Annotated in this window: 17 protein-coding genes; 7 read left to right on the top strand and 10 right to left on the bottom strand. The window is 46.2% G+C overall.

Annotated features, from left to right (window positions below):
* Positions 1-424: 424 nt before the first annotated feature.
* The 4 genes from FO446_RS15220 to FO446_RS15205 all read right to left on the bottom strand — a co-directional run bounded on the left by FO446_RS15220 (position 425) and on the right by FO446_RS15205 (position 4,142).
* A complete protein-coding gene (locus FO446_RS15220) occupies positions 425-1,126 on the bottom strand; it encodes a LutC/YkgG family protein (protein ID WP_173607697.1) in 702 nt (233 codons plus the stop codon).
* A complete protein-coding gene (locus FO446_RS15215; protein ID WP_237898424.1) occupies positions 1,113-2,612 on the bottom strand; it encodes a LutB/LldF family L-lactate oxidation iron-sulfur protein in 1,500 nt (499 codons plus the stop codon). The genes FO446_RS15220 and FO446_RS15215 overlap by 14 nt, the downstream gene beginning before the upstream one ends.
* Complete coding sequence (locus FO446_RS15210) at positions 2,609-3,340, bottom strand: (Fe-S)-binding protein (protein WP_237898423.1); 732 nt, start codon at positions 3,338-3,340, stop codon at positions 2,609-2,611. The genes FO446_RS15215 and FO446_RS15210 overlap by 4 nt, the downstream gene beginning before the upstream one ends.
* Positions 3,341-3,440: 100 nt before the next feature.
* Positions 3,441-4,142: a FadR/GntR family transcriptional regulator gene (locus tag FO446_RS15205; RefSeq protein ID WP_173607694.1), complete on the bottom strand. Its 702-nt coding sequence runs from the start codon at positions 4,140-4,142 to the stop codon at positions 3,441-3,443.
* Positions 4,143-4,487: 345 nt separating this feature from the next.
* Here FO446_RS15205 and FO446_RS15200 point away from each other — a divergent pair, with 345 nt between their 5' ends.
* Complete coding sequence (locus FO446_RS15200; protein ID WP_237898421.1) at positions 4,488-6,185, top strand: L-lactate permease; 1,698 nt, start codon at positions 4,488-4,490, stop codon at positions 6,183-6,185.
* 236 nt (positions 6,186-6,421) lie between these two features.
* Here the strand turns inward: FO446_RS15200 and FO446_RS15195 are convergent, their stop codons facing one another.
* On the bottom strand, positions 6,422-7,339 hold the full coding sequence (locus FO446_RS15195; protein ID WP_237898420.1) for an acetamidase/formamidase family protein: 918 nt from the start codon (positions 7,337-7,339) through the stop codon (positions 6,422-6,424).
* Between the two features lie 466 nt (positions 7,340-7,805).
* On the opposite strand from FO446_RS15195, the gene FO446_RS15190 reads away from it, so the two are divergent.
* Entirely contained in the window at positions 7,806-8,267 is a 462-nt protein-coding gene (locus FO446_RS15190; RefSeq protein ID WP_237898419.1) for an EVE domain-containing protein, read from the top strand.
* Positions 8,268-8,499: 232 nt separating this feature from the next.
* Here FO446_RS15190 and FO446_RS15185 read toward each other — a convergent pair whose 3' ends face one another.
* Positions 8,500-8,907, bottom strand: a complete 408-nt coding sequence (locus tag FO446_RS15185; RefSeq protein ID WP_237898418.1) for a Ger(x)C family spore germination C-terminal domain-containing protein — start codon at positions 8,905-8,907, stop codon at positions 8,500-8,502.
* A gap of 6 nt (positions 8,908-8,913) precedes the next feature.
* Positions 8,914-9,291, bottom strand: coding sequence for a spore germination protein (locus FO446_RS29095; RefSeq protein ID WP_419466150.1), 378 nt, complete (start codon positions 9,289-9,291; stop codon positions 8,914-8,916).
* A 228-nt stretch (positions 9,292-9,519) separates the two neighbouring features.
* Between FO446_RS29095 and FO446_RS15180 the strand changes: the two genes are divergently transcribed.
* Genes FO446_RS15180 through FO446_RS15170 form a run of 3 tightly spaced genes read left to right on the top strand, consistent with a single transcriptional unit; the run spans position 9,520 to position 12,055 of the window.
* Positions 9,520-10,380, top strand: coding sequence for an MBL fold metallo-hydrolase (locus FO446_RS15180; RefSeq protein WP_237898417.1), 861 nt, complete (start codon positions 9,520-9,522; stop codon positions 10,378-10,380).
* A gap of 52 nt (positions 10,381-10,432) precedes the next feature.
* Positions 10,433-11,074 (top strand): hypothetical protein, encoded by a 642-nt coding sequence (locus FO446_RS15175; protein WP_221868491.1) that lies wholly within the window; start codon positions 10,433-10,435, stop codon positions 11,072-11,074.
* A gap of 45 nt (positions 11,075-11,119) precedes the next feature.
* Positions 11,120-12,055, top strand: coding sequence for a DUF4261 domain-containing protein (locus FO446_RS15170; protein WP_221868490.1), 936 nt, complete (start codon positions 11,120-11,122; stop codon positions 12,053-12,055).
* A gap of 122 nt (positions 12,056-12,177) precedes the next feature.
* Here FO446_RS15170 and FO446_RS15165 read toward each other — a convergent pair whose 3' ends face one another.
* From FO446_RS15165 to FO446_RS15155, 3 genes are all read right to left on the bottom strand, one after another.
* A complete protein-coding gene (locus FO446_RS15165; protein ID WP_229088069.1) occupies positions 12,178-13,017 on the bottom strand; it encodes a hypothetical protein in 840 nt (279 codons plus the stop codon).
* Positions 13,018-13,776: 759 nt separating this feature from the next.
* Positions 13,777-14,808, bottom strand: a complete 1,032-nt coding sequence (locus FO446_RS15160) for a YkvI family membrane protein (protein WP_173607687.1) — start codon at positions 14,806-14,808, stop codon at positions 13,777-13,779.
* Positions 14,809-14,964: 156 nt separating this feature from the next.
* Entirely contained in the window at positions 14,965-16,359 is a 1,395-nt protein-coding gene (locus tag FO446_RS15155; RefSeq protein ID WP_173607686.1) for a hypothetical protein, read from the bottom strand.
* A 234-nt stretch (positions 16,360-16,593) separates the two neighbouring features.
* Here FO446_RS15155 and FO446_RS15150 point away from each other — a divergent pair, with 234 nt between their 5' ends.
* Entirely contained in the window at positions 16,594-17,895 is a 1,302-nt protein-coding gene (locus FO446_RS15150) for an AAA family ATPase (RefSeq protein WP_237898411.1), read from the top strand.
* Between the two features lie 12 nt (positions 17,896-17,907).
* Positions 17,908-19,626, top strand: a complete 1,719-nt coding sequence (locus FO446_RS15145) for a hypothetical protein (protein ID WP_237898407.1) — start codon at positions 17,908-17,910, stop codon at positions 19,624-19,626.
* Positions 19,627-19,750 lie beyond the last annotated feature (124 nt).

The following is a 19,750-nucleotide window of genomic DNA, read 5'->3' as shown; positions in this document are numbered from 1 at the left end:
GAGATCTCTTTCTGGATGTAGTCTAAACGTTCACGCTAATGTGAAAGTCAAGGGCTTATAGAAAAAAGAGCGGTTCATCCCTCATGAATACGGAACCGAAGTCGTAATTTTTTCTAATTTGATCCTACCTATGCTTTTCATATCTTTGTTAACGCTTGGCTGTTGGGAACAAACGTGATGAGAGAGGAGAGCTCGCACGCCAAAAGAGGTGTACCATATACAGAAGCACTGGATATTCCATTTACAGGTAATCGTCAACAGCTTTTATGATACTCCTAAGGCGGAGAAAACCTTCTAATTCAGAAAAGTAGCTTTGAGATTAATGGGAGCATGATAGAAAAGGGGGAGGCGAACCCCCACCCTTCTGGTGGTTCGGACGATGGTGGCCAGTTGAAATCCATCGGACATTCGTATGTGATTCCGTTTATCCTTTGATCTCTTCTTCAAGGATAAGTGCGTGAACAATTCCTGGACCATGAACGCCAATAGTTAAGTCGTTCTCAATATCGGCGGAACGGCTGGGACCGGAAATAAAGTGAACGCCCGCAGGCATTTTGCCGTCATTCCATTTGTTGATTTCCTGTAGAGCTTCACCCATACGTGTTTTGATATTTTCAGTTCGAATGACAGCCATAAAAATGGTGGGTAGCAAGCTGAGAGAGCGGCCTTTTGACGCTGCCGAAGTCATCACGACTGTGCCAGTATGGGCAATGGCAAAATCTGCAATAGAAATCCCAATATCAGCATGCGCCGCTTTACTCAGCAAATCAGATTCTTCCTGTTTCCGCCATATCGTCATCTCTACACCATTGAACGAGCTGTCCTGGTACATGCTTTGAAAAAGGACGTGGTCTTCGTGAATGATTCGTTTTGCTTCAAAGGTTTGGACTACTTCAGCGATATATGAGCAAAGAGCTTCTGGAGAAGAAAAGCGTTTAGCGACACCACCAAGCATCTCCCAATTTTTAATAAATAGGTCTATTCTTTCATCAGAGCTGAGATGGTACATTTTCCAAAAGTCCGGAACACCGCGAACGGGTTGTGGGGGAGGAGTGGTCATCCGGTTTCTGCCTAACCGATTTGCGATCGTGTTGAAGAATTGTGCTTCTTTTTCACTGTGACTCATGTGTGTTCCCCCGTTTTTTCAGGATGTCGGTTAGACGATCTTTCATTTCCGGACCCATTTCCTGCAATTCAAACTGAAGTTCAGTGACAAGCGCTTTCCACGTATCCCGGAAGGAGTGTTGGGCAAGTTTTGGTGCGTAACGATAGGTATTCCAACCCTTTAAAGGTCCGATTTTGGCTGTGATCACTCCACCTTTGACAAAAGGCTTTTGTCCCAGTTGGCTGATTCGCAGAATTCGACGGAACAGTCTGTGGTTGGAAGAAATAAATTTAAAGGCTTTCATTCCCAGTTGTTCCGCTTTCTTTGTCAAAGCTTCTTCCACATTTCGTCTGCGTTGGTAGACGAGCATATCATGCAGCGGTATTTTAACGGGACAGGCTTCATAGCAGGCCCCACATAGGCTGGATGCATTCGCCAATTCCTTGTCTTCATGCAGGAGAGGAGTCAGTACGGCGCCAATCGGACCACTGTACACCCAACCATACGCATGTCCGCCTACATGTCGATAGACAGGGCAAGCATTTAGACATGCTCCGCAGCGGATGCAGTTTAAAACCTCCTGAAATTCGGGATCTCCCAGCTGCTTTGAACGGCCGTTGTCAATAATTACTACGTGTAACTCCTCTGGTCCGTCGGAGTCATCTGAGCGGCGAGGCCCATTTATCAACGACATGTATACCGTCAGCTTTTGCCCTGTAGCGGCACGCGGCAGCAAGGTAGCCATTACTTCAAGGTCTTCCAAAGAGGGAATGATTCTTTCCATGCCCATGAAGGTGATCTGTGTTTTAGGAACCGTGCTTACCATGCGGGCATTTCCTTCATTGGAAAACAATGCGATGGAGCCTGTTTCCGCGATAGCAAAGTTGCATCCGGTCATCCCAATCTCGGCTTCAAGGAATTTCTCCCGCAGCTTTGATCGGGCAAAGCCTGCCAGAACAGCAGTATCTGCTGGTAAGCGCTTTTCAGCCACGTTTGAAAATAGCTCTGCTACTTGCTCTTTGTTTTTGTGAATGGCGGGAATGATTATATGGGAGGGAGTCTCACCGGCGAGTTGAATAATATATTCTCCCAAGTCCGTTTCTACCACTTCGATTCCGTGTTGTTCAAACACTTGATTAATATGCACTTCTTCAGAAAGCATCGATTTTGATTTGACAACGGATCGAGTATGTTTTTCTTTCACGATATTCATTGTGATTTCTATAGCTTCTTTGGCATCAGAGGCGAAATGTACATGCCCACCTAACGCGCGCACATTATTTACGAACAGCGACAGATAGTAGTCTAAATGTGCAATTGTATGCAGGCGGATTTGCCGTCCTTGTTCACGCCACTCTTCCCAGTTGCCCAACTCGTCAGTTGCTGTAACTTTGTTTGTTCTTAGTTTTTCTGTTGTGAATTTTACGGCATTTCGCAAAAAATTATCGTTTAGTGCAATTTGTGCGCGTTCATTTAAAGTTGCGGTTGAGGATGCTTTTGCGCTCATACTCCTTTCACTCCTTCATACAATAGCTCTGCCAGATGCATTACGCGAATCGGATGTCCCTCATGGTGCAAACGCCCGGAGATATTTGTTAGGCAGCCCATATCAAGGCCGACCAGGACCTCTGCATTGGTTTCTAGCACATGTTCTGCTTTTTCTGTAACCATTGCACCGGAGATGTCGGAGACCTTTATGGCAAAAGTTCCTCCGAATCCGCAGCAATCCTCCGCGAAAGGAAGGGGCACAAACTCCAAACCTTTTACATGGGAGAGCAGAATATGAGGCTCGTCTTTTACGCCAAGTAAACGGCTACCGTGGCAGGAGGGGTGATAGGTGACGCGGTGGGGGAAGAGGGCACCAATATCAGTCACCCCGAGCACATGAACAAGAAACTGCGAGAACTCATAGCTTTTACCAATGAGATCATGAGCAAGTGCCAGATATTTCGGATCTTCTTTAAAAAGAGTAGGGTAGTGGTGATGAATCATCCCGATACAAGAACCGGATGGAGCAACCACAAAATCGCTGTCTGCGAATGTATGAATAATTGTTTTTGCTCCTTCTCTAGCGGTATCCCAATACCCGCTGTTAAAAGCTGGTTGGCCGCAACACACTTGCCGTTCGGGAAAATCCAGCTTGATGCCATATCTAGCCAGAAGTCGTGCCATTGCTTCGCCCACTTCAGGATAAAAAGCATCCGATAGACAGGTAATAAACATTGATACTTTCATTCATCCAGCTTCCTTTCGAATTTATTAGCCATCATGATCCATCCAAATATATGATCATGATGTCATCTGATGACTTGTTTAAAAAAGAAAATGCTTGATCTTAATCAAACATTTCTTTTTCTACGCCAAGTAGGTGGTAGAGCATGGATTCTTCGGCTCTTTTGGAATTTTTGTTAGCGATAGCCTTGAAAATTTCCTTGTGTTCAGCCAGGAGCCGTTCCGGATTTCCTTTCGTTTGAAACATTTTTTCGCGGCTTGCTTTTAATGCCTTGCTCATGGTCTCAGATATGGATTGCATGATTGATTCCAGAACCGAGTTATGGCATGCTTTGGCGATTTCGTAATGAAATTTCCAGTCGGCCTTTTCTCCTAAATCTCCATTTGAAACTGCTGCTTCCATTTCCTTCAATGCATCCTCGATACGTTGCAAATCTTCATCAGACCGTCTCTCGGCGGCTAGTTGAACGATTCCCGTCTCAATGATCTTCCGAACCTCCAAGAGTGACATGATGTCTTGTTCCGTGACAGGTTGAATCGGTTCAAATCCAGACAATACCTCTTCTGGATTTAAGCGGGTGACAAACGTACCTTCACCCTGACGAATGGTCACAAGACCCAACGTTTTGAGTGCACTGATTGCCTCTCGCATGGTTGACTGACCGACTCCAAAAAGGTCACTGAATTCGCGAAGAGAAGGCAGTCGATCTCCAGGTTTGTAAACGCCATTGATAATTTGATCTTTGATATAGTCAGATACTTCTTCGTACGTTTTGCGTACTTTGAATTGTGGCACCGCTTTCATTCTGCATTCACCCTTTACTTTCTTAGGGTCATCTGATGAGTTCATCCTACCTGAATTGTCAGTTATTTGTCAAGGCTGCATCCTTTTTGGCATAGGTTACGAGGGAAAGGGTACATAATTCAACTTTTAAAACAACTAGTTTCGAATATTCAAAAAATACTTGTCAAAAAAAACCAGGGTACATATAATGAGAACTGTCGAAAAGAAGACATCAGATGACCATATCAGATGGTGACACTTTGACTGTCTGGTAAATACAAGTTCGTAAGGGGGATATCAAGCCATTTTACATTTAAAATTTCGAAACCGCTTTCAAATAAAAAGAATAAAAAAGAGGTGGAAACCATGACATGGACGCAAGTTTTTACTCCGGTTGGGGGGAGTCTCGTAATCTCTGCGCTTGTTGCGCTTATTCCCATTCTTTATTTTTTCTGGGCGCTTGCGATCAAACGTATGAAGGGCTATATGGCAGGGCTGACCACTTTACTGATGGTGATCCTAGTTGCTGTATTGGTGTATCGCATGCCCGCGGGAATAGCGATAATGTCTTCGGTGCAAGGGGCCGTTTATGGTATTCTGCCCATCGGTTGGATCATCATTTCCTCCGTATTTTTGTACAAGCTCACGGTGAAAACAGGGCAATTTGATATTATCCGCAGCTCTGTCTTATCAATCACGGAAGACCGCCGTCTGCAGGCACTTCTTGTCGCCTTTTCTTTTGGAGCCTTTCTTGAAGGGGCAGCCGGTTTTGGCGCTCCTGTAGCGATTTCTGCTGCGCTTCTTGTCGGCTTGGGTTTTCATCCTTTGTATGCCGCGGGTCTTTGCTTAATTGCCAATACGGCACCCGTTGCTTTTGGTGCTATTGGAATTCCGATTATCGCCATGGAAGGTCCCACTGGCGTTCCAGCCATGGAAATATCCAAAATGGTCGGCCGCCAGCTGCCTATCCTATCTGTCTTTGTTCCCTTCTATCTGGTTGTAATCATGTCTGGATTTAAAAAGACTCTTGAAGTGCTTCCGGCGATCCTAGTTTCCGGCATTTCTTTCTCCTTGACACAATACTTGACATCTAATTTTATGGGGCCGGAGCTACCTGACATTTTATCTGCACTGGTTTCTTTGGTTGCGTTAACCTTGTTCTTAAAGGTTTGGAAACCGAAAACGATTTTCCGTTTTCCCTGGGAACAAGCAGCTACCGCGGAAGTAGCTGCCTCTGCACAAGCTATCAAGAACAGCAAAGCTCTCTTTACACCCGGACAAGTTTTCAAGGCATGGTCTCCCTTCCTGGTATTGACCGCCTTTATCTCTATCTGGGGAATTCCGACTGTGAAAAAAGCGCTGGTCGGCAAATATGAAGGGGCTAACCTTTTATTTAACTGGCTCAATCCGATTGGGAAAGCATTGAGCTTCACGCCTGAGGTCCCTGGTCTGCATAATCTGATTATCGATGGGAATGGAAAACCGATTGCTGCTCTTTTCAAATTAGAAGTATTGGTAGCAGCCGGAACAGCGATATTGCTTGCTGCCATTGTTACCAAATTCATCGTTAGCATCTCTTGGAAAGATTGGCTTGCCACTTTTGGCGAGACATTGATCGAGCTGAAATTTCCGCTGCTCACGATTGCGACTGTTGTCGGTTTTGCCTATGTTGCAAACGCTTCCGGAATGAGTACCACACTGGGGATGGCGTTGGCGGGCACAGGGGCGTTATTTCCGTTCTTTTCTCCGTTCCTTGGCTGGTTAGGGGTGTTTATAACTGGCTCAGATACTTCTTCCAACCTGCTGTTTGGAAACCTGCAAAAAGTCACAGCAACATCAGTGGGAATGGAACCTGTGTTGGCCCTAGCAGCCAATACGAGCGGTGGGGTAGCGGGTAAAATGATTTCGCCGCAGTCGATTGCCGTTGCCTGTGCTGCGGTAGGACTCGCCGGAAAAGAATCTGATTTATTCCGCTTTACGGTGAAACACAGTTTATTCTTGGTTGTAATAATCGGTATCATCACGTATTTACAGTCCAATTTACTGTCATGGATGGTTCCATAAAAAATAGCGGGTGCTGAAACAGCACTCGCTGTTTTTTGATCCGTTCCAATTTAAGTTTAACCAGCCACGCGTTATTGGAATAGATTCAATTACTTTCCATTCGAAAAAATGATAGAGGCTCTAATTAAGTCTTCCAATATCAATTCCTCTGTCAATGACTACCGCCGTATGTGGACTGCATATATGGTGGTATGGGAAGAAGGGGGCTATCCGTCCTCTCTTAATCCTTGAGCGGGCTAGGATTTGCGAACAGGTAAATAGGCTTTTGGAATTTTACAGACGACACTGTAAGCGGGATTGAACACGTTGGCCACCTCATATTCGACGACTTGGCCGAGCAGCAGGCTTGCTTCATTTACCGAGAGTCCATAGTCTTCGACTAGCAAGGAGAGCATTTCAGTAGTTGCGTGCTGGAGCGCTTGTTCGAGCGGTCTGGCGTTGCCGATGCAAGACAAGTGAGTGTCGGACTCCACCCTCGGCCATTTTATCGTCTTGCCCTTATGCACACGGACGGAAAAACGGACGTCTAACGATATTTCTATACCCGTGCCAACAATTTCGCCGCATCCCTGTACCGCATGTCCATCGCCAAGATGAAAAAGCGCGCCTTCCGCAAACACTGGAAAGTAGACAGAGACACCGGCAACTAACGCTTTGTAGTCCATATTCCCGCCGTAATTGCCGCTTGTCGCCGATGATATGGCCTGATCTCGGGAAGGGGCTACACCGAAACAGCCGAGAAACGGACGAATCGGCAGGTTCAGGTATTCTAAACCGGGTGTCGGCTGCTCTAACCTCGCTATACCCTGCGCAGCATCCACCTGCCAGCGGACGATTTCCAGAGTGGGCAATGTTGTAGCTGTCAGCGGATCGACTACGTTAGGCGCAAGCACATTGGCTGTCCATCCCCAGTCCCGGTTTGGCGTCATCGATTCCAGCTTAACCTCCAACACATCACCTGGTTGTGCGCCTTCCACGTAGAAGGGACCCGTCATCGGATTTCCTCTGGGGGCAACGCTTTCTCCCATGTGATCCCATCCTCTTGCATCGATGGTAGAGGTGATAACCGTGTCGCCGTCGTTTATAACCAGCGCCGGTTCATAAGAGCCGAAATTGATGTAATACCGTTGCGGTTGAAACGTATGTATGGCCATTTCATTCACTGCCTTTCCTGGAATGTTTGAAGTTAAATATCCGAATATTTGTTTATACTAATTCCTAGTATGGAGGATAAAATCCTTTTCGGTATCTTATCCAAGTTTTCTCGATGTAATATTGACTAGTGTCTAATACTTTATTTTCTTTTGACAGTAGCTATCTTGAAACACATTATCGCTTGCTCATTCCTCTCCCATTTACAAGGTGATCGTAATAATCTTTAATAAATTCGGTTTTGTATTTGGAGAGAGTAGAACTAAAACCATTGGAAAAATGATAAAACGTTACTGACATACTGTTGTCAGTAACGTTTTTATATAGTCACGTTGAGATGATATATGAAGGAACATTTATGCCAAATACTATACGTTCTTGAAATGCACAATCGTCATCTATTCTGAAGACGAAACGTTGTAATTAGCAAGAAACGTATAAATTTTAAAGAAGGAAGGGATAGGAACGATGCCGATCAAGGTAACAATCCAGAAAAGTCGCTACTGGATTGGAGTTGTATCTGCTTCACATGTAAAACGGGGGGTGCTGGGTGGATTCGCCCAGCTCTGCCATGGCAAGTCGGCACCGTTGCGTCGGATGTCTCCCGGTGATTGGTTGATATACTATTCTCCACGAACAGACTTGTCTAAGGGGGAAGTGCTTCAAGCATTTACCGCTATTGGACAAGTTGTAGATGACAAAATCTACGAATATCCGATGTCCGAATCCTTTGTGCCATATCGTCGGAATATCCGCTATATTCCGTGTCGCGAAGTGAAGATTGCCTCTCTATTGGATCAGCTTACCTTCACGCGCGGGAATCGAAATTGGGGATATCACTTCCGCTATGGTCACTTTGAAGTCGGTTTCGAAGATTTTCTGACGATTGCTGGCGCAATGCTTGGCGATGTGGAAGGTATCCACGAGTAGATAAGTGAATGGCAGCCGTTTTTTAGCGGCTGCCTCTTTCACCTCATTCCCAATCCCGAAACACTATATTTTAACAGGAACGTGTAGATACGCCTTCGCGAGGATTTTATCTTCGATGCCTGTGACATTGGACTCCAAATGAAGTAAAACAGAACGGGGCTATCGTCAACAAAGCTGCCAATACAGACTCGTAAGCATTAATCTAATAACCCGCTACCGGAAATCTTTACATCTACACTCCCAGTCCGTCATGATTAGCTTTTTGCATTTTTTGGAGGACAATTTTTGCTTGGTGGGTAAATTTCTTTGATAACCTTTGATTTATTTCTCTCAAAATGCGTTGTTCTCGTAGATGATCTTGTGCGTACTCATACGCAATAACATGCAAATTTACCCGAAGTTGTACGGTTATGTTTCGATTTTCTCCAACGATTATGTCCATTTTACTCTTTGCTCTTTTAACATCGATTGATATGTACTCTGCCACTTTAGCTTGCTTTGAGTTGTTTACTTTCAGCGTAAATCCAGCAGTAGATTTCCCTTTTTTGCCTAGCATTAGCAAATATAAGATTGACTCGTCTTTATTTAACTCGCCACTCATACGATCACCGTCAAAAAGAGCAATCCCTTGCTTCCTCAAGAGCTTTTAGGCTACTCTCCCTTCCATCAAGTTGTTCACCACCCTCTCAGGCCTTTCAGTAGTAAGCAATTGAGGGAAAGGACTATATGATTTGCTTTCCAAATTTTCATCTACCATCCCTAAATATGCTACATTGTCAGCAGAAATGGAGCGAATCCTTTTATCAGCTTCCTGAATAAGTTTAGGGTTCGCAATATTTTGCAGGTATACTAAGGCTGTGCGACTTTTTGTATCTGTCCCAAGTTTATAATAGCGAATGACCAACTGCCGGCTCGCAATTCGCTTGCGGACCATCTGTAGATTCAGATTGATGTCTTCAATAAATCCCTCGTGCGGACCGCGTACGACTTTTTCATTTTCAGGTTCATTGTTGGCACGCTTGATGACTGCACTACATTTTGCCTCTTTTGACTGATGTTCATAAGAATTTCTTCTGTTATCTCTTTCTCTGTTTCTAAGAGGGGAGTGATGATTTTGTCAGAGATTTTTGTATCGCAGGGGTATCTACAAAAACGCATGGTAACACTGACGTTTTTGTTTGTGCGAGGAGGTACTGGTGTGTGATAACATGGAAAATATTTCTGTTGGCGTATTTGGAAAGGGGAGAAGGAAATGGCCACGATCGAACAGATTACCGAACATATCTTGATTATGCATGCAAGTCATGACACAGATCGCCCGATCCTAGCAGCCATTACGGGGGCAAGAAAAACCCTCTTGATCGATGCTGGAAATTCACCGGCGCATGCCGCGTTGTTTCGTCAGGAGTTGCAAAGGCTAGGTGTTCGTCTTCCAGATCTGCTCATATTGACTCATTGGCACTGGGATCATACATTTGGAATGTCAACATGGGATCTACCTACCATCGCGCAGGCAAAAACCGCACATTCATTGAGTAAGTTGATGGGGCTGGAATGGTCGGATGAAGTCATGGAACAACTCTGCAAGGAGAAGATCATCAATGCCAGCACGATGGCGAACATCAGAAAAGAGTACGGAATGAACCGGGACTTGATCCGAATAGTCGAGCCGGATATCCTATTCGATGAATCGATCACGATCGACCTTGGTGGCGTGACATGTCAGGTGAATCATGTCGGAGGTGATCATTCGGAAGATTCGTGCTATGTGTTCGTAAAAGAAGATCAAACGCTGTTCCTAGGGGATGCCTTGGGTCCCTCTGTCTATGGAGGACCGCGCAGTTATACAGCCTCCTGTTTTCTGCGCCTGTTGAAGCAAGCGTACCAGTCTGAAGCAATCCTTTTCGTGGAATCGCATGGTCGGCCATTGGACCGAGCTGCCTTTCAAAAGGAGCTCAGTGATTGGGAGCAGCTAGCTCGACTTACAGAGCAATACGGGCAAAACAGAGAACGGATCGTAAGCGAGATGTGTACCTTTCTCCAGGTGTCAGAGCTTCCACATGAATTTTCAGAAGCTCTCGATTGGTTCATGGTAGGGGCTACCTACCAATGATGTATTTAGACGGGTTATTGACAGTATCTTGGGAATGAAAGGAGAATCTAACATGAGCATTTGGCCTAAGCCTTTCTTGGAGCCCGAAGTATTAAAACAGCGTCTGCTTATCCTGAGCGCACTGGATATTGTATTGTGTGAAGAGGAGTGGCTGCGCAGATATCAGTTCGATCCGCAATGGGATGAAAACACGACATTCGCGAGCGTTAGCAACGGTTCAGGCGACGATCTTTACATCCTGTTCACCCCTGAGGGTGTTATTGTAAAAGGATTCGATCATGAATCGGAAATGAGTCCACATACCAGGGAAGAATACGAAGTCTGGCCTGGTATCTATGAGCAAATCCCTCCTGCCTTGCTTCATCGACTCGATGACGAAGCGTTAACCAAGGAGGAAGTTACATTTTGCCTTTGGCGAGAATCTACCGATCACGTATGGAAAACGGGAGACGTACATAATCCGCAAGGGCTGGATGACGGATCAGATTTTTTGCTTGGGATGATATATGATCATCCAGAAGACTATGTAGAGTGGGCGGAGGCCTACTACGAGGTGAAGGTCCCACTTGATGTAGTTGGTCATGTATTTACGAATACTTCCATCACTAAAGAAATGATGATGGGGCTGAATCCAGAAGTTGATCTGGAAATGGCGATGAAGGAGCTTCAAGCAATCGGTTTTACCGTTACATAAAGGACGCCATGACTCATAAAACCACATTGGAAAGAAGATGACGATATGCCAAAAGGTATGTATTCTCAAGGAGTTGCCGTCTTGCTGTCAACGGCGGTTCCGATTCACAAAATAGCAGATATGCTCAAAAATCAATTCGAAATTGCGAACATCATGGAAACGTTCGACCAATGGGTGTTTAGCGGCCCTAGCTTGCTTATTCCGTATCGTCCAGAAGTAAACGGATATATTCAGGTCGATGTCGTCGATAAGCCTTGGCCGGATGCAATGGGAGACCCAGCAGAAGATACGATGCTGTTTGGCGCTTGGTCGATGGGCTTTTTCGGACCGTTTACGTTCTCGAATAGCCTGGAGCGGGCAGCTCAGCAGTCGTGGGGATATCCCGAAGGGCGGCAAGCCGCATCTGAGCACGGAGCGTTTATCCGTATTCGCTCTTCTTTCGTGCTAGGGGAGTCGGACGATCAGGCTCCTGTGCTGCCTGAAGATTATGAAGCGCTCCCGGAGTTGATGACGGTCACTGCCATCGCTGAGTCGCTGTTGAAAATGCCAGAAGCCCTTTGCTTTTTTAATCCGAATGGGGAGTGCGTCGCGTCTGCCGAGCTGATGCAAGAGCTGAATCAACGTTATGAGCAAATCCAGCTCCTTCCGCTGGAGCTATGGTCCAATGTCCGGTTGTTCAATCTTCCAGAGGGATGGCTCTTGATGGATACCGTCGGCATGCAGCAGTTGGATGTGATCGATCATGAGGCGGTATTTAATGGGGATGCCTACGATCCGAATGAGGTCGCGAGTTTCTTGCGCAATATATCGAACTATGTATACGAGAATGGTCCTGTTATCAATGACGGCGATACAACCGATGGGCCGGGGGATGAAATTTGGAAGTGTGTCTTGTTGGAGGAAGGGTTGGCAAGCCCTCCGCGTGATGTGCTTCGCTGGTATCCGTTAGATGGAAGGGAAAAGCCTGCTGGATTGGAATAATCACTTAGGAGTACTAGGAACTTAATAGGAAAAAGCACGACCATCCCCCTGTTTCAGGAGATTGTCGTGCTTTTATTTGTTAGTATGAGAATTTAAGAGAAGTCAGGCTCACTGGTACCTACTTATTTGATAATCTCCTCATAGATCAGCTTGCCGTCATGCGTATACACGCCAATCTTTTTGGTTCCCGAGATGGTGTACTCGATGGCGACTGTCTCATTCGTAGGAGTGATCAGCAATTGATGTGGAAAGTTGAAGCTTTGATTGTTAGCTGTGTTCGCAATGACCTGGGTATCCGTATGGAATAATTGTCCCGTCTGCTTGAGCTCTTTTATTTGTTCTGGCTTATTTAGCACATATTGTTGAGGGGAGACGACTTTATCTGCTGCATTTATTTTAGTAAAGGTATATTGCTTGTTGGTTTTCGTCACAGCCAGAAAATGGCCATCGGATGTCGGGTGGATAAACGCATACTTTTTGGAAACTATGAGTCCCTTTTTATTCATCAGCACATAAAATTCTTCGTTCCCCAGCTTGCCTGAGACAATAAATGCTCCACTGTGCATATTCGATTCAACTTTATAGTTACGAGAAGACTTCAGCATAATTTTGCCTTCATTGCTGATAAAATGCGTCTGTCCATTTATTTTTACTCGATGCCAGCCTTCACCATACCCGAAATATTCATCGAAAAATGGCTTGCTCAGTATTTTTCCGTGAATAGTTCGCATGCCCATCTTGTAGTATTCGTTCCCTTTTGCGTCTTTTACCATTTCACCATAGGGCAAGTAGTACGGATCAAACGTTTTCGTAGTCCGTTCGGCTAAGTAGAATGGATGATCCGCGTCGGGAAACTTCTTGGTAATTTTCCCTGTTTTGGCATTGTACAGATACGGCAGGTTTCCCGGATAGTCCGTGCCCGTAAACCATTCTCCATGTATCTGCTTGAGAAGAGCCAACATCGCAACAGGTAATCATTTTCTTAACATTGCCCTGCTTATCGTAGAAGTAATAGTCCATATGCTTAAAAAAACCAGTATCAAAAAAATAACCGTACCCATTTTGGAGTGGGTACACCTCACTTTTATAGGGGGGCACAATGCTTTTTAATACTTTTCCAGACGTTGAAACCAAAGACATGGTGTACTGCGTTGGGGGTGAATCGCGCTTGTAAAGTGGTTGCTTCGTGAAAAGAAAGAATGGCTCTGTCAAATGAGACGGTATTTGCAGGTTTTGATACACCACTGGCAATTCCGGTAATCTTGATGAGTCTTGCTGCTCTTCGGCCTTGATTGGAGAAGTTGAGAAGAAGGTGAGTAACAGAACGAGCATGGTTTTTAATAGGGTAAAAAATTTCACGATAGGAATTCCTTTCAAGTAGGTTGATGAGTTGGTCCTTAATCTATGCCGGTTCCATGGTTACAAATGTTACCATGCGTTTGTAAAAAAATGAAAGAGTTATTAATGAGGCTACGAATTTTATTCAACTCAGGGAACAAAGAATCCATCAGAAGTATATATTACGAGAAATAAATCAGCGAAAGTGTAAATTCCGTATTTTATATCGAATTATTACATTATTGTTCGGTTTTAAAGTGGCCTCTTTGCGCCTTGTTAAAAAAATCACGGGGGTAATACTTTTGTGCGGGCCCTTCATTCACTTTAAATCCGAACATTATCGGCATGGAAGAAGGGGCGAAAATGTTTTAATGGTTCTGCAATCAAAAACGCTTTCTGATTACATTCCCTGGAACCGAAATCCGACAGAGCGTAGACAACCCCAAATACCCGAACAACGGATACAAAAACATGAGCAACTGACTATACCCAATCAGGCACAATACGAAAGCAGTAGAGAACAAATACAAATATAGCCGCGATTCCGGAACGTCCAGTAATTCACGCAACTGCTGACCAATTCCGAATACATTAGAAATCAATGTAGTAAAAATCTCGGAATAGAGCACGAAAACAAAGAACAATTGAAGCCACTCGTTCCATTGGTCTGTTACAAAAAGGATCGGGATATTCATGAGACGGACGTCGTCCCAGTTGGCCAACATGGCCGTATGGACGACGAGGAGCATGAATCCAAGCACGACTCCGCCAATGACGGCTGCCCGAAACAAAACAACCTTGTCGCGGATCGCATAGCCGATCGGGATGAGAACGGATTGGGCCATGGCCAAATTAAACGACACGTATAAGACTGTTTTCCATAAGAAGGAGTAATCGGATGGGGGTGAGAGAGGCATGGGAGATTCTGCGGTGCCATCCAGCAAAATGAGCAAAGCGAACAATACCATGGACGGAACGACAATCGCATTCACGACGAGTAGCTGCTCCAACCCTTTTCGCAGAATCAACAGGGCGAGCAAAACAGTGGCTGTGGTCCCGATCAAATACGGGATGTCAAACTGCTCCTCCAAGACTGAGCCCGCTCCTGCCAACATGACAGTCGTTACGCCAAAAAGGGTGAGAAAGACCAAAATATTCATCGTACGACCAATCATCGGTCCAAACAGTTTTTGATTAAAGGATTCATAGGAGGGTGTGCGCAATTGATGAGCGATTAGCATCATCTTGTAGCCCAGCCAGACAAAAAGAGATGTGGCGAGCAGGATGCCGATTGTTCCGGCATGGCCGTAGGCGGTGAAAAACGCGAGTATTTCTTGACCGCTCGCAAACCCGGCGCCCACGACGGTCCCAATGTACGTCGCTGCGACTTGGATACTTTTTCCCCACAACTTCATACTGGTTTTTTCCTTTCCTATCCAAATAGAGGCTAGTACAAGTGTATGAGTCTCGGAGAAAAACAGAATGAGAAAACTCGTCTATCTCATAACCTAACCAAGGAAAAAAAGCGAATGGCTCGTGACCATTCGCTTTTTCGTATAAATACCGACATTTTACAGAAGAAACATCGCCACGATTGTCGTCACCAAAAGCCCAATCGCCACGGGATACAAATTTCGTCTTGCCAGCTCAAAAGGATCTACTCCACAAATGGCTGCAGCAGGTATCAATGCCCAAGGAATGATCGTTCCACCGCCGACCCAGATGGCGGCAATTTGTCCGAGCGCTGTTAACGTTGCGGCACCGGCACCCAGAGCAGTTGCAAACAGTTGGGCCAAAGAGCCAGCCAGTGTAATCCCGGAGAAGCCTGAGCCATCCAGCCCTGTAATGACACCCACTGCGGATACTGTGAGGGCAGCTACTTCCTTGCTAATGGGAATCGTATGTGCAAGCGCCACACCGAGGTCATTTACGATTCCGTGTGATCCCTGTGGCAGCACCTCCCCAAACACCTTGATAAACCCACTGTCCCCCATATAAAAGAAAGCAGCAATCGGGATGACCGGACCAAATACTTTAAAGCCGAACTGAAAGCCTTGAATGAGATGTGTGGTTACCTGCTCGAGACCACTTTGCTTGTGCGCCAGCATCGTTGCGATGATGAGGATGAGCAAGGCGGTTCCGCCCACAAGCGCCGTTGCATCACCTCCGCGTAAATCAAAAGCAAACATGGCCACGACATCAAGGACAAATAATACTGGTACGAGCCCAGCCAACGTACGCCGCACGCCATCTGACAACGGGACTCGTGCGGAAGTAAAAACAGCATCGGGGACGACTGTCTCTTTGGGAGATGCAAGCACGCCGAGCTTCATGTCTTTTTTCAAATACCAGAATGCAATTGCAGTAGTCACCACGCCCATAATAATAACGAGAGGGACGCTAGCCGAAATCACGTCCGAAACAGGAATTCCTGCGGCTTTGGCCGTTAAAGTGGGAGCGCCTTGAATAATATAATCGCCGGACAGTGCAATCCCATGTCCAAACAAGTTCATCGAAACGGCGACACCCATCGCAGGCAAGCCAGCGCGCAATGCCACAGGTAACATGACAGCTCCGATCAGTGCGACAGCTGGAGAAGGCCAGAAAAACCAGGAAATGACCATCATGACGATCCCGATGACCCAATAAGCCCATGCAGGATTTCGAACCAAATGGGTCATCGGCCGAATCATCGTTTCATTTACGCCCGTATCGGTCAAAACGTGACTCATCGCAACAATGATGCAGATGACTAAAATCGTCGGCAATAGCTCGGTAATCGCGTAGATGAAGCTGCCGAATATTCCGCCGACGGCTGTTGTCACAGAGCCTGTCGCGACGAACCCGATGATCGCTATACCCACGATACTGATCAAACTCGTATCTTTTCGCAAAACCATCACAAGAATAATGCCGATTACGAACAAGACATACACACCATGTATCCACAAAAGCTCGATTCCCATGTCGCACCCTCCTTTTTCGTTACTCCGATGAAAGTACCTTGATGTCACAACATATGCGAAAAATAGGCCATGGGTGAACGCACATCCTAGAGCAGACGGGTGAAGCATCTGCAAAACTGGCATTTTTGTCCACGATATGCCACTATTAATGAATGACGTATATTTGGGTTCCAAGCAAGAGAGGGGGATCGGCATATCGACGTACGTAACCAGTCCGTCGTGAAGCCAACTACGATGAATTCGACTACACCCATCCAACGTAAAATGGACCAGGCAATTGAGCTATTGGAGCGCCGTTTCCTGGAAAGAAGTGAACTGATTCGCCTTTTAATGCTCGGCATCATGAGCGGAGAAAATGCTTTGTTAATCGGTCCGCCGGGTACAGCCAAGTCTCAGCTAGCACGATCAGTCTCTCAGCTTTTTGGATCAGAACATTGGTTCGAGTATTTGCTTACCCGTTTTACGACACCTGATGAGATATTCGGTCCAGTCTCCCTTCAGCAATTGAAACTGGATCAATACGTACGAAAAACAACGGGCTATTTGCCCAACGCCCAGTTTGCGTTTTTGGACGAAATTTTCAAAGCGAACAGCGCGATTCTGAATGCGCTGCTATCTATATTGAACGAACGAATTTATTTCAATGGCAGAGAAAAAGAGGAGGTTCCCTTGCAGTTTTTAATCGCTGCATCGAATGAACTTCCTGATGACGATGACCAATTGACTGCTCTTTATGACCGCTTCCTGTTCCGTTACGAGGTTCACTATTTGAAGCATGCTGCAAGCTATGAGCGCATGTTTTCTTTGCCAACAACGCCTCTTCCCGTTGTGTTCTCGCTGTATGACGTGAAGGATATTCAAGCGGCAGCGAAGCAAGTGGTCATTCCAGAAACCATCATTTATTTCTTGTACCGCCTAAAACAAGACCTGGAAGAAAAAGAGTATGTGCTCTCCGACCGTCGCTGGAGCAAAATCGCGCATGTATGGCGTACTTCTGCCGCCTTGCATGGACGTGAGCAAGTGACGATCTGGGACACCGTTTTCACTCCGCATATGCTGTGGAATGTCCCTGAGGACTTAACCGTTATGCAGGAAGTGTTTGAACAACAATTTACGGAAATGTTGAAGAGTGATATGGAGAATGAATTGCCACTCCAGCGTTTCGGACAAATTGCGGATAAATGGAAGGAAAAAGAATCAGAGCTGCATGCCTTTCAGTTTAAAAAGGAAGTGGGCGCAAAGCTGGGCAAGGAAGCGACGGAGCGCAATGTCCGTTTGTTGGAGGAGAGTCGCGATGAGGTGGAAGACACGGCGCGAGACTTGCGTAATCGGCTCATTCAGTGGGAGAAGCGGGAGCACGATCTGCATGCCTATGTCCTGGAAAAAAACCGCTTGATTCCCCATGTAGAAAAATACGCGGTCAAATATTCGTATCTGCGTATTGAAGGCGAACGGATTTTGCAGCAGCTCCAGCGCACGTATCGGACGATTTTTGACAAGGAAATCCCCGGGGCGGATTATGATTTTACGTTGTAGGGGGTAGATCGTATGATCATTCGCGCTAGCGGTGTTGATCGCTATGTATTTGAAACATACCTCGCCTCTTCGCGCACCGCTCAGGAATGGGTTCATGAGGCGCGAGCACGAGCAGCATGGTTTGACTTGGAGCTCTTGGCTGACTTTTTCCTCGTTTTTTATTTGGAAAAGCCGGAGATCGATCTGACGCAAGAATCCACTCCTTTTCATCATTGGATGATTCGTACGCTCATGAAGCAGTATTTTACTCGCATGATTCATCCTCGTACGGTCGGGCAGGAAAGTGCGGCGTTCAAAACCGCAATCAAGGCTTTGCTGTGGCTGACCGAGACGTTTTCCGAGGAAGTGAAGCAGCGGGAGAAGGATCAACGGCCCTCTCCACTCTTAACTGGTTTGAAAGAACAGCAAGGTCAGGAAGGAAGCCAACAAGCACATCTTTCCGAGCTACTAACCGAAAAACAAAAGGCCAAGCTCGAGTTGGTCGGTTATACTCTCCAGCAGGGGAAGCGGGTCGTGGAGGACAAGCAGGAGGCCATGGACACCAAGCCGTTAGTGCGGGCAGAGGTATTGTCTTTGCAAAATCGCATTACCGAGCTGCAAGAAGAAATGAAAGTGCAGTTCACGAAACGGACCAAGCTTCTACAAAAGGTGAAAAAATTGGAGGGGGAGCTCGTCCAACGTGAAAAGCAGCTAGATCGACTGCAAAAGCAAGAGAAGGAAGCGATCGCCGCTTTTGAAAAAGAGCTGGGACAATGGCTGGAGCAATCGTTAAAGGCGACGCTATCTACTGAAGAACTCGATACGCTTTTTGTCGAAGAGGTATTTACGGCCAGTCAGCGTTTTGCGAACCGAAGCTGGGGGCATGAGCTAGGAAAGCTGCGGAGGCAAAGCTTTGAGCAGTATTTAAAGTGGATTGAGAAATTAAAGCGCTATCCTGATCTGGTCGCTTTTCTAAACGAGGTAGGCAGGCAAGTCCATCGCTTCCGAGTAAAGCGCAAAGAAATTCGCTCCAGACATTTTCCAGAGGAATACTATGATTTGCGACAATCGGGCGATATTGCACACATGCTGCCTGGTGAAGCAGTGCTTCTCGCTGATCCGGACTTCGAGGACTACTTCATGCTCAAATGGCTGGAGCAAAAGCTCATGACCTACGATACCTCGGGATGGGCAGAAGAACCGCCAAAAGGTCCGGTGATCTGCATGTTGGACACATCCCATTCGATGCGCGGAAGTAAGCTGCGGCTTGCGCAAATTTTTATCATGACGTTTGCTGCCCTTTCGATGCTGGAAAAGCGTGATTTTATCCTCCTCTTGTTCGGGGCTAAAGGTGAGATTAGAGAGCAACCGCTCTATCACAAAAAGCCGGATTGGCCTGCTTTTTACGGCCTGGCGCAAATGGCGTTTGGCGGCGGGACGCACTTCGACGCCCCGATGAAGCGAGCCATCGAGCTGGTAGAAAAGGAACAAGCGTGGCAAGGTGCGGATTTTGTCATGGTAACGGATGGAATTGGGGGCATTTCTCCTTATGTCCAAGAAAAACTCATCTCTTTGGGTCAGCAGAAACAAGTTCGCTTGCACAGCTTGATTGTGGGTTCTGCGAGGCAGCATCTTGTACAAACGTATGATCTGCTGGGTGTTTCTCACCGTGTCAAATTTGCGACGAGCTGGGAAGCGGATGGGGAGGAGAATACAGGATTGCTCCTGGATGTATTTCAAATAGCCAAATAAGTCGTTCGACGCTACTTCCAAATCTCGTCTCCTCTAGTGGGACGGGATTTTTTAGTGAAGCTTAAGAAAAAATTTATCTCTTACCCACTTTTTTCTTTATTTGTTTCGCCTATGCTGAGCGTAG

Origin of the sequence: Brevibacillus brevis, assembly GCF_022026395.1 — a bacterium.
Lineage (GTDB): Bacteria > Bacillota > Bacilli > Brevibacillales > Brevibacillaceae > Brevibacillus.
Note: the sequence above shows the minus strand (reverse complement) of the source record. Positions and strands in the feature narration are given on the sequence as shown.

What these genes read in the sequence shown, in the direction of transcription:
- FO446_RS15215 (WP_237898424.1), bottom strand. Translation starts at nt 2,612, where the DNA reads ATGAGCGCAAAAGCATCCTCAACCGCAACTTTAAATGAACGCGCACAA.
- FO446_RS15220 (WP_173607697.1), bottom strand. Translation starts at nt 1,126, where the DNA reads ATGAGTCACAGTGAAAAAGAAGCACAATTCTTCAACACGATCGCAAAT.
- FO446_RS15170 (WP_221868490.1), top strand. Translation starts at nt 11,120, where the DNA reads ATGCCAAAAGGTATGTATTCTCAAGGAGTTGCCGTCTTGCTGTCAACG.
- FO446_RS15150 (WP_237898411.1), top strand. Translation starts at nt 16,594, where the DNA reads ATGAATTCGACTACACCCATCCAACGTAAAATGGACCAGGCAATTGAG.
- FO446_RS15195 (WP_237898420.1), bottom strand. Translation starts at nt 7,339, where the DNA reads ATGGCCATACATACGTTTCAACCGCAACGGTATTACATCAATTTCGGC.
- FO446_RS15160 (WP_173607687.1), bottom strand. Translation starts at nt 14,808, where the DNA reads ATGAAGTTGTGGGGAAAAAGTATCCAAGTCGCAGCGACGTACATTGGG.
- FO446_RS15175 (WP_221868491.1), top strand. Translation starts at nt 10,433, where the DNA reads ATGAGCATTTGGCCTAAGCCTTTCTTGGAGCCCGAAGTATTAAAACAG.
- FO446_RS15210 (WP_237898423.1), bottom strand. Translation starts at nt 3,340, where the DNA reads ATGAAAGTATCAATGTTTATTACCTGTCTATCGGATGCTTTTTATCCT.
- FO446_RS15200 (WP_237898421.1), top strand. Translation starts at nt 4,488, where the DNA reads ATGACATGGACGCAAGTTTTTACTCCGGTTGGGGGGAGTCTCGTAATC.
- FO446_RS15165 (WP_229088069.1), bottom strand. Translation starts at nt 13,017, where the DNA reads ATGTTGGCTCTTCTCAAGCAGATACATGGAGAATGGTTTACGGGCACG.
- FO446_RS15155 (WP_173607686.1), bottom strand. Translation starts at nt 16,359, where the DNA reads ATGGGAATCGAGCTTTTGTGGATACATGGTGTGTATGTCTTGTTCGTA.
- FO446_RS15190 (WP_237898419.1), top strand. Translation starts at nt 7,806, where the DNA reads ATGCCGATCAAGGTAACAATCCAGAAAAGTCGCTACTGGATTGGAGTT.
- FO446_RS15145 (WP_237898407.1), top strand. Translation starts at nt 17,908, where the DNA reads ATGATCATTCGCGCTAGCGGTGTTGATCGCTATGTATTTGAAACATAC.
- FO446_RS15205 (WP_173607694.1), bottom strand. Translation starts at nt 4,142, where the DNA reads ATGAAAGCGGTGCCACAATTCAAAGTACGCAAAACGTACGAAGAAGTA.
- FO446_RS15180 (WP_237898417.1), top strand. Translation starts at nt 9,520, where the DNA reads ATGGCCACGATCGAACAGATTACCGAACATATCTTGATTATGCATGCA.